The organism is Pedobacter kyungheensis (genome assembly GCF_000812965.1).
Classification (GTDB): Bacteria; Bacteroidota; Bacteroidia; order Sphingobacteriales; family Sphingobacteriaceae; genus Pedobacter; species Pedobacter kyungheensis.
In genome coordinates, this window is the sequence record NZ_JSYN01000010.1 from 24,779 (window position 1) to 41,208 (window position 16,430).

At 40.0% G+C, this 16,430-nt stretch carries 11 protein-coding genes; 6 read left to right on the forward strand and 5 right to left on the reverse strand.

The window, feature by feature from the left end; translation table 11 throughout:
- Window positions 1-64 precede the first annotated feature (64 nt).
- The 4 genes from OC25_RS09725 to OC25_RS09740 all read right to left on the reverse strand — a co-directional run bounded on the left by OC25_RS09725 (window position 65) and on the right by OC25_RS09740 (window position 6,320).
- A complete protein-coding gene (locus OC25_RS09725; RefSeq protein ID WP_039475039.1) occupies window positions 65-3,124 on the reverse strand; it encodes an efflux RND transporter permease subunit in 3,060 nt (1,019 codons plus the stop codon).
- A gap of 116 nt (window positions 3,125-3,240) precedes the next feature.
- Window positions 3,241-4,293, reverse strand: a complete 1,053-nt coding sequence (locus OC25_RS09730; RefSeq protein ID WP_039475043.1) for an efflux RND transporter periplasmic adaptor subunit — start codon at window positions 4,291-4,293, stop codon at window positions 3,241-3,243.
- Window positions 4,294-4,297: 4 nt separating this feature from the next.
- A complete protein-coding gene (locus OC25_RS09735; RefSeq protein WP_039475047.1) occupies window positions 4,298-5,659 on the reverse strand; it encodes a TolC family protein in 1,362 nt (453 codons plus the stop codon).
- Between the two features lie 22 nt (window positions 5,660-5,681).
- Entirely contained in the window at window positions 5,682-6,320 is a 639-nt protein-coding gene (locus OC25_RS09740; protein WP_039475051.1) for a TetR/AcrR family transcriptional regulator, read from the reverse strand.
- Window positions 6,321-6,604: 284 nt separating this feature from the next.
- Between OC25_RS09740 and pruA the strand changes: the two genes are divergently transcribed.
- Window positions 6,605-8,239, forward strand: coding sequence for an L-glutamate gamma-semialdehyde dehydrogenase (pruA, locus tag OC25_RS09745; protein WP_039475055.1), 1,635 nt, complete (start codon window positions 6,605-6,607; stop codon window positions 8,237-8,239).
- Between the two features lie 412 nt (window positions 8,240-8,651).
- On the opposite strand, the gene OC25_RS09750 is transcribed toward pruA, so the two are convergent.
- Complete coding sequence (locus OC25_RS09750) at window positions 8,652-9,413, reverse strand: response regulator transcription factor (protein WP_039475058.1); 762 nt, start codon at window positions 9,411-9,413, stop codon at window positions 8,652-8,654.
- A gap of 86 nt (window positions 9,414-9,499) precedes the next feature.
- On the opposite strand from OC25_RS09750, the gene OC25_RS27880 reads away from it, so the two are divergent.
- From OC25_RS27880 to OC25_RS09775, 5 genes are all read left to right on the forward strand, one after another.
- Window positions 9,500-9,754, forward strand: a complete 255-nt coding sequence (locus tag OC25_RS27880) for a hypothetical protein (RefSeq protein ID WP_156131441.1) — start codon at window positions 9,500-9,502, stop codon at window positions 9,752-9,754.
- Between the two features lie 6 nt (window positions 9,755-9,760).
- Window positions 9,761-10,483, forward strand: coding sequence for a DUF3667 domain-containing protein (locus OC25_RS09760; protein ID WP_039475064.1), 723 nt, complete (start codon window positions 9,761-9,763; stop codon window positions 10,481-10,483).
- Window positions 10,484-11,089: 606 nt separating this feature from the next.
- On the forward strand, window positions 11,090-11,662 hold the full coding sequence (locus OC25_RS09765; RefSeq protein WP_039475066.1) for an RNA polymerase sigma factor: 573 nt from the start codon (window positions 11,090-11,092) through the stop codon (window positions 11,660-11,662).
- Window positions 11,663-11,735: 73 nt separating this feature from the next.
- On the forward strand, window positions 11,736-12,860 hold the full coding sequence (locus tag OC25_RS09770) for a FecR family protein (protein ID WP_039475068.1): 1,125 nt from the start codon (window positions 11,736-11,738) through the stop codon (window positions 12,858-12,860).
- Between the two features lie 259 nt (window positions 12,861-13,119).
- The gene (locus OC25_RS09775; RefSeq protein ID WP_052266099.1) at window positions 13,120-16,413 is read left to right on the forward strand and encodes a TonB-dependent receptor; all 3,294 of its coding nucleotides are present in this window, start codon (window positions 13,120-13,122) and stop codon (window positions 16,411-16,413) included.
- Window positions 16,414-16,430: the final 17 nt, after the last annotated feature.

Here is a 16,430-nt window from a genome sequence, read left to right on the forward strand (position 1 = left end):
ACTAGCGATATGATTAGCGGTCGGTGTCTCACCGACCGCTGAGCAGATCAGTTGATCCAAAGATCTAAACCTCCTCATTCGCCTCTACCCTTGGCGGCATTAATTTATAAACCACAGGCGTTACAATCCGCGATAGTAAGGTAGAACTGATTAAACCACCAATCATTACAATGGCCAGTGGCGAAATAAGCGGGTTACTGGAAAGTGCGATAGGCAACAAACCTCCGATAGCTGTAAAGGTAGTTAAGATGATGGGCAGGAACCTGATCTCTCCAGCTTCTTCAATGGCCTGGTTCAAAGGCATTCCTTCGGCGCGTAACTGGTTGGTAAAATCGACCAGGAGAATGGTGTTTTTTACTTCAATACCCGCCAAAGCCACAATACCAATGGTTGCCACAAACGACAAGGAATTGCCCGTAACCATTAGTGCCAGTACAGCCCCTACAATACCCAACGGAATAACAGAAAGTACAATAAGCGTACTTTTAAAAGTTTTAAACTCGAGCACCAGCACGGCAATAAAAAGGAAAAGCGTTACCAGCAATATGCTACCGAAACCACCAAAAGATTGGTTCCGGCTTTCTATTTCGCCACCCATCTCAAAAGTATAACCTTCAGGGAGTTTCAGCTTTTTCATCTGCGCCTCTACATCCTGAATTACTTTATCATTTAAAAAGCCTTTCTGCACAAAAGCATTTACCGAAATGGTACGGGTTTTATTGTAATGGTTAATGCTTAAAGGCGAAGTTTCGAGCTTTAACGAAGCCACCTGCAATAACGGAATGGATGTGCCCTGGTTGTTATTGATATACAGGTTATTGAAAACAGTTAAATCAGGGTATGATGGACGATTGGTGGTAAGCAGGATATTGTAATCGTCGCCGTTAGATTTAGGATTGATAAATTTACCTACTTCCAAACCGGCTACTGCCATCCGAACGGTACGGTCGATATTAACGGTAGGAATGCCCAGTGCCTGTGCCTTATCTTTATTGATATCGACTTTAATATCCGATTTTAAATTTTTAAGCGGATTATTTACATAAATCGTTCCGGCAGTTTTAAGCAACATATTTTCTACCCGGCCGCCAAGGCTTCTTAAAGTATCTAAATTATCGCCCAGCAAACGTACTTCAACTGGCGAAATAATGGGCTGTCCCTGCTCAAAATCTTTAACTTCTACTTTTGCACCCGGGTAAGGCGTCCATTTTTTGCGTAGCATTTCGATTATCTCAATTTTACGGTCTGATTTAATGTCGGGTTGCAGCAGCACAAAAAGTTCGGCAAAGTCTGTCCTTTCATTCTGAGGCAATACGTTATAATAAATCCGTGGATTACCTTTCCCCACATTAGACGCAAAATACCTGACTTCAGGAATCTTTTTCAATTCCTTTTCAATGGCTTTGGTAACCGAATCGGTATAATTCAGGTTCGATTGCAAAGGAGTAGAAATATTGATCAAAAACTGTGGTTTTTCTGATGCCGGAAATAAGCTGAAACCAATAACGGGGATAAGCATAATAGAACCTGCAAAAATGGCTACCGCAATTACAATGGTTAAAACAGGTTTAGCAAGTGCCTTATCGAGCAATTTGGAATAAGAGCCGTGGATGATTTTCTGTAAAGTGCGCAGAAAAATATTGCCATTGGCATCGGCATGAGGTTTTAACAGTTTGCTCGATAAAAAAGGTACCACGGTTAGAGCTACCAGCATAGAAGCAATAACCGAGCAGATTACGGCAACAGGTAAACTCCTGATAAATTCGCCCGAAGCTTCGGGTAAAAACATCAAAGGCATAAAAGCGATAATGAGCGTGGCGGTACACCCCATTACGGCCATACCAATCTGTTTGGTGGCTTTCAGCGTAGCATCCAGCCGGCTATGCCCGTCGCGCATCCAGCGTTCGATATTTTCGACCACCACAATACTATCATCAACGAGCAAACCCAACGATACCACCAGACCAACAATGCTCAACTGGTTTAAACTAAACCCTAAAACACTCAACAAAACCACACCGATGGCTAAAGAAAGCGGAATAGAAACCATTACCACAATCGAAGCTCTGGTACCCAAAGGTAAAAGTGTAACCAAAACCAATAAAATGGCAATCATAAAATCGGTACCTAAACCACCCAAACGGCTGTTTACATTATCAGCCTGATCGAACATTAACTGCTGATCGATATTGGTGGGCAAAGTTTTCCTGAATTTCTCAATTACCGGCAAATAGGCTTTTTGGGCCGCGGTAATGTTTCCGCCAGATTTTTGTGCAGCTACCACAAAAACACAACGATGTCCGTTTAAGCGGGTAATGTCTTTTTCCTGCGAATAATCGAAATACACATTGGCTACATCTTTTAAAGCCGTGTTTTTACCGTTGCCACTAAAAACAATGGTATTTTTAATTTCATCAATATTTTGGTAATTACCGCTGGTTTTAATGTTGAACGATTTGTTTCCAGCATTTACACTTCCACCGGGGATATTGGCCACTTCACTCTGAATGGCACTGGCAATAAAAGTAACCGGAATGTGCAACTGCGCCAGTTTTTCGAGGTTTAAATCTACCCGAACCAACTGATCTGGCAAACCCATAATTTCTACATTTTTCAAGAACGGGATTTTCTCGAGCTCCGACTGCAAATCTTCGGCTTTTGCTTTCAGTTTATCGCGCGAGGCATTTTCAGATACCAGAGCAATCTGTAATACATTTACATCAGAAGGTGAAACTTTTTGCACTTCCATGCTGTAAATTTCCTGAGGAAGATTAGCACGCTCGCTGTTTACCTCACGTACCAGTTCCTGATATTTATCGTCGACATTTACAGCATATTTATACTCTACAAAAAGTACAGCCAAGCCGTCGCGGATAGTAGTTTTAATGTTCTTGATATCATCCAGCCCGTAAATGGTTTTCTCTAACGGCTTTACCACCAGCTCTTCCATATCCTTCGGACTTGCCCCAGGGTACACCACCACCACAGGATAGTTTGGTGCATTCATATCAGGGTCTTCCGACCGGGGCATGTTGAATATAGTGGTAATACCCAGCGCCAACACCATGAGCACCATGATGAGTGTAAACTGGTAATTTTTTACAGCGTATTCTGATATTTTCATCTGCTTAGCTATGGTTTATATTTCTTTTCCTTCGGAAGGGTGATTTCACAGATTTGAGTGATTACACCGATTTTCAGCGGCAATCTGCTTTAAGCTTTGGTCTTTAGTCTTTCAGCTTATTTTACCACCTTAATCTTCGAGCCATCGGTTAAATAAGCACTGCCCGAAACAATTAAGCCCGCTGCATTTTCTAAACCTCCGGTAATACTGATTTTATTGTTCTGGATAGCCCCTAACTGAACCTTTACTTTTTGGGCCGTTTTGTTATCGTTGGTAATAAAAACATAACCTTCATTTTCGCCACCATCTAAAAGGGCATCGTAAGGGATAGTATAACCGTTGCTGGTTTTACTTGGTATAATGGTAGCCTTACCGAACAAACCTGCGGCAAGCCCCTGAATTTTTGCATCGCTTAAACTCAGCTCTACGCCAAAAGTTCCGCTTTGTGGGTCAATACCTTCGGCTTTACGACTTACTTTTGCACTTAGTGTCTGGTTAGGCAAAGCATCGGTCGTAATGATGGCATCATCGCCTGTTTTTAAAGCTGCCCACTGCACATCGCTTAAACCAACTTTTAAAATCCACTTGCTTTGTTTTGCACCGTTTATCTGCAAAACCGGGGTTCCCGGTCCTACAACCTGTCCATCATTAGCCAGTTTTTTAAGCACATAACCACTGCTGGTAGCCCTGATTTCGGAATAGTTCTGATTAAATTTTACGGCATCCAGTTGTTGTTTAGCTACCTGTAGCGCAGTTTTGGCATTTTGCATTTGCTCTAAAGTGGCTACACTATCTTTATACAATTTGCTTGCACGGCTGTAATCGCGTTCGGCTTTTTGGTAAGCCAGGTTAACCTGCTGCACCTGTGCCGAAATTTCCGTCTGGTTTACTGTTGCCAGCAACTGCCCCTGATGCACTGCATCGCCTTCTTTTACCAGAATCCGGTTAATGATGCCTCCGTTTTTAAATGACAGGAAAGTTTCATCGTTGGTGGTAAATTGCCCCGAGGCCGCAATGGCATGACTGGCATCTTCTACCTGAAGCGGCATAACTTTTACAGGAACAGTATCCTGATTACCAATACCGGCAGTATCGGTTTTATGGTTGCCGCAGGCACTTATGGTGAAAACCGCAGCAAGCAGGGCTGAGTAAATAAATATCTTCTTCATAAAATTAATTTATTGAATAGGTTGCGGTTTCGCGTTCCACATCGGCCATGGCCGACAAAACTTTATACCGGTTTATATTAACTAATAATTGGGCCGCTGTGTATTGGTTACGGGCATCGATGGTTTCGATAAACGAATTGGTACCCGCTTTATATCCTTTTTCAATGAGGCGCTGATAACTGGAAGCCGCTTCGAACTGTTTGAGCGAAGACTGATAGGTTTGATAGGCTGCTTTTAAATTATTTTGTGCTGTTTTAGCCGCAAGATTTAGCTGTTGTGCAACTAAACTGGCATTTAACTCGGCATTTTTAAGATCGAGATTGCTTTGCCTGATTTTAAAATTATTGCGGTTTCCGGTAAAAATCGGAATATCAAGCTGCAAGCCAATCATATAATAACGGGTATTATCGTTAAAATGAAAACCTTCCGATTGTGAACCCAAATCAACAAAACCACCCAATTTCGGTACTGCAAACTGCCGGTTCATTTTAAGCGCTGTTTTGTTGATGCTGATGAGCTGATCTAAAGCCTTTAATTCTTCTCTTCCACCGGTTACCGATAAATCGGCAATGAGTGCTGTGGCTTTGTTCAAATCTGCCTGGTTATCAAAATTTGCATCAATCTTTTCGTTGGCTTCGCGGTTTAAGAGGAAATTAAAATACATGCGGGCATTGATTACCTGCTGCTCGGCCGAAACCAGTTGGGCATTTACATTTTCTACTTCGCTTTTTGAACGCAAAACATAGGCCGGTAAACCCTTCCCGCCATCGAGTAATTTTTCGTTTACCCGCAACCCTTCGTTGGCCAGTTGTAAACCCGATTTATAAATATCAACCGCTTGCAGGGCATTCTGATAATTGTAGTAGGCCGTTTTAATGCTGCGTACCAAATCGCGTTTATAAATCTGCACTTCAAATTCCTGCAAGCTCACTTGCTGTTCTGAAATTTGTTTATTATAACCCAAATCAGTATTAATAATAGGCACGGTTGTGCGCACTTTGGCATCATAATAATTCTTGGGTAAGAAGTTGATGCTCTGGTTTTCCAATAGCCGAAAATTATTTGTTTTGGTTAATTGATTCAGCGTAGTATAAACGGGATTTAACAAATCGCCCAATGGCAAGGGGATGTTACGACCACCATCAGCGGTAGACCATGTGGTAGAAAAAGCAACAGTTGGCAGATATAAACTCCTGGCTGTTTTTAACGCCAGCTGGGCCTTATCCAGCGAAATGTTTTTCTGCTGTAAAACAATGTTGCTCTTAAAAGCTTCGGCAACATAACCATCCAGCAACTGCTGTGCATTAGCCTTCGAAACCCAAACTATAACCGAGAAAAGCAGCAAACTAAATAACTTCGTTCTCATAATTAACAGTGTTAATTTAATGTTATTTTAAACTATTCAACATGGCGATAAAGCCATCAAAAGTTTTCTCCAGCCAGTCACCCTCCTCCAGGATGTGTGCTTTAGTTGTAGCCATGTGATCGAGGTGACCCTGCAACTTTAAACTGCACAAACCATGCATTAATGACCATACATTAAGCGCAAAAGTGGTGGTATCGAAACTGGTAAAGTAACCGGCATCCTTGCATTGATCAACCGTCATAATTAAAGCGGTAAAGGCTTGTTCCCCCTCTTCCCATTCTTCGTCATGGCAGTGCGCCTTAACAAATTCGATGGGTTCTTTCATGATAAACATGAGTTCGTAAAAGTCGGGATTGTTTAGCGCAAAGCTCATATAAACACGACCCATGGCCTTTAAACGCTCAAAAGGCTCACTTACATGCTGCAAAACGCCAAACTGCGAACCCAATAATTTAAAGCCTTCCTGGTGCAGGGCATACATGATATCGGCCTTGTCTTTATAGTACAGGTAAATGGTAGTCGGGCTGAATTCTATTTTCTCCGCAATCTTCCTGATTGAGGTGGCCTCGTAGCCATCCTTTAAAAAAAGTTCCTTCGCCGCATCCAAAATCCGCTGACGTAAATCTTCCTTGTGCTTCTCTTTACGCTCTTTTATTCCCATGATAAAACAATTACAGTGCAAACATAATTAACACTGTTAATAAAATGAAATTATTTAAGAATTATTTTTATTTAAGAAAGAGTCCGTTGAAATATTTAAGCCATCAAATACTGAATCCGACACACGATTACACCATTAACTAAATCTTAACCAAAACTCTTATGAAATTAACCCGCTCATAATCCACCTCCTCTACTCAAACGTTTGCCCTATTTTCTTTACAGAATAATGGAATGGCCTATGTTAAAAAGCAGTATCTTTGCCCAACTCATAAAAAATACACTATGCTTAAAGGATTTTTTAACGTACCTACCCCGGTAAACGAACCCATTTTAAACTACGGACCAGGCAGTAAAGAGCGTGCTCTTTTAAAAGAAGCATTGGCCGAAGCCCGCGCACACCAGCAAGACATTCCGATGTATATTGGTGGTAAGCAGGTTCATACTACCAAAAAAGGTAAAGTTGTTCCACCTCACGATCATCAACATATTTTAGCCCAATACAGCATTGGCGATAAAGCGCACATTGCACAAGCTATCGATGCGGCTTTAGCTGCAAAACAAGACTGGGAAAACCTGGCCTGGGAGCACAGAGCTGCAATCTTTTTAAAAGCTGCCGATTTAATTGCCGGTAAATACCGTTATAAATTAAATGCAGCAACTATGCTTGGCCAAAGCAAAAATGCTTATCAGGCAGAAATTGATGCCGCTTGCGAGCTGATTGATTTCTTACGTTTTAACGTAAGCTACATGGCCGATATTTACAAGCAACAACCTCCGGTTTCGCCACGCGGAAGCTGGAACCGTGTTGAACAACGCCCTTTAGAAGGTTTCGTATTTGCCCTTACCCCTTTCAACTTTACTGCAATTGCAGCTAATTTACCTGCGTCTGCAGCCATGATGGGTAACGTAGTGGTATGGAAACCTGCCGATACACAAGTATATGCAGCCAACCTGTTAATGGAAATTTTCCGCGAAGCAGGCTTACCTGATGGTGTTGTAAATTTGGTTTATGCCGACGGACCAGAAACCGGTGATGTAATTTTTAACCACCCTGATTTTGCAGGTATTCACTTTACAGGTTCTACCAAAGTATTTCAGGAAATCTGGAAAACCATTGGTACCAACATTCATAAATACAGATCGTACCCACGCATTGTAGGCGAAACAGGTGGTAAAGATTTTATCCTGGTTCACCCATCAGCACAAACTAAAGTGGCCAGCACGGCTATTGTACGTGGTGCTTTTGAATACCAGGGACAAAAATGCTCGGCAGCTAGTCGTGTTTATATTGCAAAAAGCCTTTGGCCTGAAATTAAAGAACAAATGTTAGCTGACTTAGCTACCTTTAAAATGGGTGGTACCGAAGATTTCACCAACTTTATTAATGCGGTAATTGATGAACGCTCTTTTGATAAATTAGCCAAATACATCGATCAGGCTAAAAAAGATAAAGGTGTCGAAATTATTGCCGGTGGTAACTACGATAAGAGCAAAGGTTATTTTGTTGAGCCAACTATCCTTGTGGTTGAAGATCCAAAATATACCACCATGTGCGAAGAGTTGTTTGGCCCGGTATTAACGGTTTATGTTTATGCCGATCAGGATTTCGACTCGATTTTAGAGGTAATTGATACCACTTCTCCATACGCTTTAACAGGTGCCTTAATTGCGCAAGACCGTTATGCGATTGATAAAGCAAGCCATGCATTACGCAACTCAGCTGGTAACTTCTACATTAACGATAAATGCACTGGTGCAGTAGTTGGTCAGCAGCCTTTTGGTGGAGCCAGAGGTTCGGGTACTAACGATAAAGCAGGATCGATGATCAATTTATTACGTTGGGTTTCTCCACGTACCATTAAAGAGGTTTTCGAATCGCCAACTGATTACCGTTATCCATTCTTAGCTGAAGATTAATCCAGCCAAAAAATATAGTATATCAAAACCTCCGGAAATCCCGGGGGTTTTTCTTTTTATTAAAGTGTCATTCTGAGCTTGTCGAAGGATTTTATTTACATTTAATAGCCTTTTGAATATTAATTAAGCTGAATTTAACCCGCTTCACATCCTTGCCTCGGCTCGCCGCCGCCGAAGGGCTCTTTCTTTTTGGCATCAAAAAGAAACAAAAAATGCCGGCTGAAAATTTATTCATTTGTTTTTTAGCTTTTCAGCTGCATTCATGAGGGCTGCGCCGTTTTCTTTTGAAGCCAGTGGTATGGCTGGAACAATGGAGCCTGAAAAATTTATTAGGCCGGATTAAAGTAGAACGGAGGTACTGTACTTTGGCCTAGCAGGGTGTAAATGCATAAAGCAAGCTTCTGGTTAAAAATCAAATCACCTTATTATTTACCGCGTAAGAAAGCGCTTCTACAATATTACTAACCCCAAAATTCTCAAATATCCGCCTCCGGTAATACTTAACGGTATCGGGTGATACAAATATTTTATCAGCAATCTGATTAATGGTTAATCCCTGTGCGTACAAACGTAAAACCTCCAGCTCGCGCTCGGTAAGCTGCGGTTTTACCTGCTTTTTCCACAGCTGGCTGTTTAAGTCTAAATGCCAGATCTGATCGGAGCCCTGTTTATGGATCGCCGCGTTGCCTGCTGTTTTATTAGCAGAAATGGAGACTACACAAACTGCTTTCCACATTTTCCCTTCTGCATTGAGAAAAAGCGGCGTAAGTTTATGATTGATCAATGTGGCTTTACCGTTTTTATTCAGCAAATGAAAATCGTAGGTTATACTATATTGTTTTTTCTCGCTTACAGGTACTTTCTCAAAAAAATCGAATCCGGTTTCGTTAATCAGGTCAAGCAGCTGCAGATCTTTTTCAGGCACGTTGTTAAAATAAAAACCATAACCCATTTCCATTACTTCGGCTACGGTATGGCCACACAGAAAAAGCGGATTACCCGATACATATTCGAATTTCATTTCCGCATAATCGATAACATATACGCTTTGGTAAGTTAGCTTTTCGAATGCACTAATGGCTTCCAGATAGTTCTTCAGCTGGAGCTTATCTTCGTAGCTTACCTTTTCTATTTTATTTTTAGTCAGTAGTCCTCTGCGGTTATCGGCTTTCATGGAACTTCTAAAGTAACAAAATTACACTAAAGTGTAGTCTCGAATCAGTTTACATTGCTGAATTTTGTGTTTATTACAATCTCATTATGACAACAGAAGAACCAACTAAACTAACCCTTACCGAACTCAGTAAAAACAAAGCAAAATTAAAGGCAATACTCATGGCAGGTACAATTGTCTGGCTATTTTTGCTATTTGCAGCAATATATCTGTTCGTATATAAACCTAAATCGGCTATTCCATTTTTACCTATCCTTATTGCTGTACCGCTTACATTTTTACCGGCAATAAACAGCATGTCCCAGATTAATAAAGAAATTAAATCACATATTCAAAACTAATTGGCCATGATAGCGATTTGTACCAGCTGCCAGCAGGACATACCCGAAAATTACTGTAGCAAATGCGGTGAACCAGCTAAACTAAAAAGAATTGACCGGCATTATATCCAGCATGAAATAGAACACGTGCTGCATTTAGAAAAGGGAATATTTTATACCGTTAAAGAATTATTGGTCAGGCCCGGGATAACGATCCACAATTTTATTTCCAATGACAGAAGCAGATTGGTGAAACCGGTTGTATTTGTTATTGTAACCTCTTTAATTTATACGCTGATTAATCACTTTTTCCATATTGAAGAAGGTTACTTTAATTTCGACAAAACCACAACCGCAGCAATAAACCCGATTAATGAGTGGGTGCAGAGCCATTATGGTTATGCCAATATGCTTATGGGCATATTTATGGCCTTATGGCTGAAACTCTTTTTCAGAAAATATGACTATAATTTCTTCGAGTTACTGATTCTTTTGTGCTTTTTACAGGGAATGGGCATGCTCATATTTGCCATTTTTGCGGTGCTTGAAGGGCTCACTCATATTCACCTTTTGCAATATTCGGCTATGCTTTTTATGGTTTACTTTTCATGGGCTGTAGGGCAGTTTTTCGAAAAGGGCAAATACATCAATTACCTGAAAGCATTGGGTGGTTATCTTTTAGGGGTAATTACTTTTACAGGCTGTACGCTGTTGTTAGGATTACTGATCTACTCGATTACCAAGCATTAAAATCCATTCTTCTCTGCATTGCTATTGATTGATAATTCTGATAATTAACACACCTGGTTAATTACTGATCAATTTTAAAACAAAAGCAATAAAATGCGCTAAAATTGCATCAATTTTAGCAAATACCAACTCATTCATTGTAGCCCATCTTGCATAAATTAGTTAAGCATTAATCAAATATTTAACTAACATGAAAAATGTATTAAAAAATGCACTGGCGTTATTTTGTACCTTATACTTATCCTTTAACTCCTGGAATCACTTATTGCGTTCAAAACAAGCGAGGTCAGGATCCATTAATGCCGATATCGCATAATAATTTGCCAATTAAGATGAATTACAATAGCGCTATTATTCCGTTATTGCAACAATCTCATTACAAAACAGCCACAACATAGTTAGAGGCACTTAACTGTAATAGAGCAACTTGTAACCAAATATACTTTACACTTAACTGAAATTTAAGCTAAACGTACCAGGATTTTAAATTCCGAGGTTATGGTTTATATCTTTAAAATAACTGCGTTTCGTTAAGCTTTTACGTGCCATTACCGATTACAATCCCAAATCTACCTAATAGCTATCCCCTATCCTTCAAATAGATTAATGACCAAGTATAACAAACATACCGATCAACAATTAATCCAGCTATTAACTGAAGGAGATAGCATAGCCTATACCGAGATCTACAACCGTTATAAACGTTTATTATATCTCTTTGCTTTTAAAAGGCTTGGAGAAAAGGAAGAAGTTTGGGATGCTGTGCATGAAGTGTTTCTTTCGTTATGGTTAAATCACGAAAACTTAGCCATTACGTATACCTTATCTACCTATTTGCATACCGCTGTAAGAAACAAGGTGGCTAACATCATTAGCCATAAACAAATTTGTGCGCGCTATTTGGATAGCTTTAGCACTTATCTTGCTGTTGAGCACGAATATACTGATCATCTTGTAAGGCAAAAAGAGCTTGAAAAATTAATTGAAGCTGAAATAAAAGCACTTCCGGTAAAGATGCGGGAAGTATTTGAGTTAAGCCGTAAAGCAGGCTACAGCCGAAAGCAAATTGCCGAATTGCTTAACCTTTCGGAAGAAACGGTTAAAGCACAAATGTATCAGGCCCTTAAGAAATTAAAAGTAAGATTAGGCTCTATGCTGACGCTACTTTTTATTTTATAGAAAAATTTAATTACCGACTAACCCTAATCCCCTCTATAACTGACTAACTACTAAATAACCAAATATCTAGTAGATGGATCAGCAATACGCAAAAGAACTGCTTAAAAAGTACAGATCTGGAACTTGTCAACCTCATGAGCAAGAACTGGTTGAAAATTGGATCACATTTGGCGAATTCCCTGAGTTTGAGATCACAGAGGAAGAGTTAAAAGAAGAACTCGGCTCCCTGTCTAATGCGCTGCCGCTCCACAAAGAAACGCATTTATGGAAACGCATCAGTATCGCCGCTGCACTGGCTATCGCAGTTATTGGCGCAACTTTATGGCATTATACGCAAACCAGCAACAAGAACGTACCAAAAGCTTCGATTGCAAAAAACATTATCCCTGGAAAAGTTGGTGCAACATTAACACTAGCCAACGGAAAAAAGATAAAACTAAGCGATGCGGTGAATGGTGAAATAGCCAATGAAGTAGGCGTAAGTGTAACGAAGATGCAGAATGGTCAGTTAATGTACCAGTTCAAATCATCTTCTAAAAAAGGGGCAACAAAAAACGCAGTCAATACACTCTCCACCGGCCGGGGCGAAACTTACATCCTGGTTCTACCTGATCATTCTAAAGTTTGGTTAAATGCAGCCTCCAGCATTACCTATTCAACAAATCTTGTTGATAGTAAAGGTGTACGCCAGGTACAGCTACAGGGAGAAGCTTATTTCGAAGTCTTTAAAGACAAAAGGCATCCGTTTATAGTAAACACCGATAATCAGCGTGTAGAGGTATTGGGCACCCATTTCAATATTAATAGTTATGCAGACGAAGCGGTAACTGCTACCACATTGCTTGAGGGTAGCGTTAAAATCAGCACAGCAAAATTTAGTCGTCTCTTAAAACCCAATCAGCAAGCCTTACAACGCAAAGACGGGAATGTTGAGATCAGGGAAGTAAATACCGATGATGTTGTTGCCTGGAAAGATGGCTATTTCATTTTTGAAGATGAAACATTAGAGAACATCATGCTCAGGGTTTCCAGGTGGTACGATGTAGAAGTAGACTATGCAAAAGACGTAGATAAGCATAAATTATATGGTGGCGGAGTTTCCAGGTACGACGATGTATCGACAGTTTTAGAAATCCTGGAATCAACAAAAAACATTCATTTTAAAATTGAAGGGAGGAAAATTATGGTACTAAAATAAACTACAACCTTAACCGACTGATCAGAACACGAAAACCTTTAAAGAAAAAAATCAATCCCAATGGCCATCGGGATTGATCAGAATGTTTTGATCAACAATTCTCAATAGAATTATTTTATAGTTTAAAGCGCGCTGACCTGCAAATTTTCGACGATGAGAAGGCCTTCGCAAACCAACCAAAACAACCAAATTTATGAAATTTAATCATCTATTTAAATGTGATGTCTCAAACATCGCATTTAAACAACTGTTGCGCATTATGAAATTGATTACCGTTATTATGGTTGCATTTATTGTGCAAATACATGCTTCAACCTTTGCGCAGTATGTAACACTTAAAGAGAACAATAAGAACTTACGCAGTATATTTAAAGAGATCAGGAAACAAACGGGTTATCTGGTTCTTTACGAGTCTTCTATCGTAAATCGAACCGCCCTGGTAACCGTAGCTTTGGATAAAGTTCCGTTAAATGAAGCGTTGAAAATCATTCTTCAAAACCAGGAGCTTGATTTTGAAATCAAACAAAAATCAATTATTTTAAGCAAGCACAAGATTGATATTGAGCCGGTTGCTGAAAAAATACAGCAAATTGACCTTAAGGGAAAAGTGTCGGATGAGAGTGGAAAAGGTATTCCTAACGTTAACGTTTCTATAAAAGGCACCAAAAAAGGAGTATCTACAGATACCCAGGGAAATTTTTCCATTACGCTGGCCAGCGGAGAAAATGAGATTGTTGTCTCAGCTGTAGGTTTCGAAACGCAAACCATAGCGGTAAACAACCGTACCACAATTAACATCGTTCTTAAAGAAATGACTGCTAAACTGGATGAATTTGTGGTAGTGGGTTATGGCACGCAAAAGAAAATAAATCTTTCTGGCTCAGTATCAACCGTTTCGGGCAAAACGATAACCGAGCGTCCGGTACCCAATCTTACCAATTTACTTCAGGGCCGTATCAGTGGCCTCGATGTAGTACAGCCAACCGGAGAACCGGGCCGCGACAATGGTAGCTTCAGGCTGCGCGGACAGGGATCGTACGGTTCATCATCTGCTCCGTTAATATTGGTTGATGGGGTTATTGGCTCCATAAACAATCTTTCGCCGCAAGATATTGAAAATGTAACCGTTTTGAAAGATGCTTCTTCAGCTTCTATATATGGCGCCAGAGCGGCAAATGGCGTAATTTTAGTTACCACCAAAAAAGGTAAAGCCGGTACGGATATTATTGAATACAATGGCAGCTACGGGATTAGTGAGGCCACAAGAGTACCCGAATTGATTACCAACTCGGTAACCTACATGGAAATGTACAACCAGGCAAAAGCCAGAAGTGGACAGCCGGCACAATACACACAGGCACAGATTGATGCTTATAAAAACAATCCCAATAGCGATCAGTACCCTAATTTTAACTGGTTAGATTATATTTTAGGTACAGGCCCTATTCATAACCACAGCCTGGGTTTTTCGGGCGGAACAGCAAAAAGTACGTACAATATCTCTTTAAATTACCTCGATCAGAACAGCATTACCAAAGGATATTTGTATAAACGATACAATGGTTTGTTAGATTTTTCCAATCAGCTCAATAAAAGAGTAAAAGTAGGTGCCAACATTAATTTCTCTTACCAGGATCTTAAGGCACCCTGGTTAGTAAATGACGATTTACTCTTACTGGCTTATGCTGCAGCGCCAACTTTTATGCCTTATTTGCCTGATGGCAGTGGCAGGATTGCTACCAGAGATTATGTAAGCAGTGGCGGAACAAACCGTACCCCCGAAGAAGTATACAATACAGGTTCGCAGTTTACCAAAAACTATAATGTAAATGCACAGGGCTTTATAGATGTTAATATTGTTAAAGGCCTGCAATGGTATTCGAAAGCAGCAGTTACTTTTTTTAACCAGGATTTTAGAAACCGTCAATTCAGAACCCCGTCTTTCGCCTATCAACCTAACGCCAGTGGCGTATACCAGGAGGTAGGTAACGGTAATTCAAATTTTGTAGGCTTACAGCAAAGTTCGGCCAGAAACATTACCAAAATTTTTTACAGTACACTTAATTATAATACCAAGTTTGCTAATGATCATAATTTTAGTGCGCTGTTTGGATACGAACAACAAGATAATAGAAGTACCAACCTGAGCGGTAACAGGTATGATTTTCCAAATAATACCATCATGGAATTAGACGGAAGTTCTCCCCTCAACCAATCGTTAGGCGGAAACTCATCTGAGTGGGCTTTAAGATCGCTATTTGGAAGAATAGGTTACAACTTCAAAGAAAAGTATATTTTAGAAGGTAATATCAGGTACGATGGTACTTCGCGGGTTAGCCCCGATTATAGGTATGGTACTTTTGGCGGTGGATCGGCAGCCTGGAAAGTATCTGAAGAAAGTTTCATTAAAGATAACTTTACCTGGATTGATAACTTAAAATTAAGAACTTCTTACGGTGTACTGGGTAATCAGGAAATTGGAAATTATCCTTATCAGGATATTCTTTCACTTACCACCTACCCATATGGCACCAGCTTAAATTCAGGAGTACAATTAAACAGGCTAACCGCAAAAGATTTACGCTGGGAAAAAACTGCCATTACCGATTTTGGTTTGGACGTTGACCTATTTAAAGGCCTTTTTGGTGCTACTGTGAGTTATTACTACAAAAACACAACCGATATCATAGAAGGAAGAAGAGATGTGCCTGCAAGTATAGGTTTATCTGCACCTACTGTAAATGCAGGATCATTGGTTAATAAGGGTATTGAAATAGAATTAAGGCACCAAAATCGCATTGGTGAGTTTACTTATGGCGCCAATTTTATCTTTCACCGTTACAGGAATAAATTAACAAGTGCTTTGGCAGAAACACTGGGAACCTTTGAAATTGGGCAACCCATTAATAACTTCTTTGTATACGATTGGATCGGTATTTTTCAAAGTCAGGCGGAGATTGATGCTTCACCCAAACAACCAAGTTCAGGTGTTTTAAAACCTGGCGACCTGAAAATAAGAGATGTTGATGGCAATGGTACTGTTGGCCCTGAAGATAGGATTAGAATTAGTAGTTTTCCGGGCTATACTTATTCGTTCAGTTTAAATGCAGGCTGGAAAGGCTTTAACCTAAGTGCATTTTTTCAAGGGGTAGAAGGCCAAAAAGTAAGTGTAAGCCAGTGGGGTTACGAGCCTTTTATGCAAGGTTCGGCTCCACCAACCAAATTTTTAAATGCATGGACACCAACCAATCCAAGTAATACTATTCCAGCGGTATACCTAACAGGTTATCAAGGTGTATCTGGTTATAATTCGACTTATTTTCTTCAGGATGCATCTTATCTGCGCTTAAAGAACTTATACCTTTCTTATAATTTACCAGAAAATATATCGAATAAAATTGCTTCAAAAGGAATAACCATTTATGCTTCAGGAGATAATTTAATCACCTGGACAAAATATGAAGGAAATGACCCGGAGAGAGCCGGCTCAGGCAGATTTGCCCAATTCCCACAAATTAAGATCTACACCATCGGCCTGAAAGTTAAATATTAAGTCGTTTTAAAAATATA

Bases quoted from the DNA above. Each gene is read 5' to 3' on its own strand.
- OC25_RS09725 (WP_039475039.1), bottom strand. From the start codon at position 3,124: ATGAAAATATCAGAATACGCTGTAAAAAATTACCAGTTTACACTCATC.
- OC25_RS09730 (WP_039475043.1), bottom strand. From the start codon at position 4,293: ATGAAGAAGATATTTATTTACTCAGCCCTGCTTGCTGCGGTTTTCACC.
- OC25_RS09735 (WP_039475047.1), bottom strand. From the start codon at position 5,659: ATGAGAACGAAGTTATTTAGTTTGCTGCTTTTCTCGGTTATAGTTTGG.
- OC25_RS09740 (WP_039475051.1), bottom strand. From the start codon at position 6,320: ATGGGAATAAAAGAGCGTAAAGAGAAGCACAAGGAAGATTTACGTCAG.
- pruA (WP_039475055.1), top strand. From the start codon at position 6,605: ATGCTTAAAGGATTTTTTAACGTACCTACCCCGGTAAACGAACCCATT.
- OC25_RS09750 (WP_039475058.1), bottom strand. From the start codon at position 9,413: ATGAAAGCCGATAACCGCAGAGGACTACTGACTAAAAATAAAATAGAA.
- OC25_RS27880 (WP_156131441.1), top strand. From the start codon at position 9,500: ATGACAACAGAAGAACCAACTAAACTAACCCTTACCGAACTCAGTAAA.
- OC25_RS09760 (WP_039475064.1), top strand. From the start codon at position 9,761: ATGATAGCGATTTGTACCAGCTGCCAGCAGGACATACCCGAAAATTAC.
- OC25_RS09765 (WP_039475066.1), top strand. From the start codon at position 11,090: ATGACCAAGTATAACAAACATACCGATCAACAATTAATCCAGCTATTA.
- OC25_RS09770 (WP_039475068.1), top strand. From the start codon at position 11,736: ATGGATCAGCAATACGCAAAAGAACTGCTTAAAAAGTACAGATCTGGA.
- OC25_RS09775 (WP_052266099.1), top strand. From the start codon at position 13,120: ATGAAATTGATTACCGTTATTATGGTTGCATTTATTGTGCAAATACAT.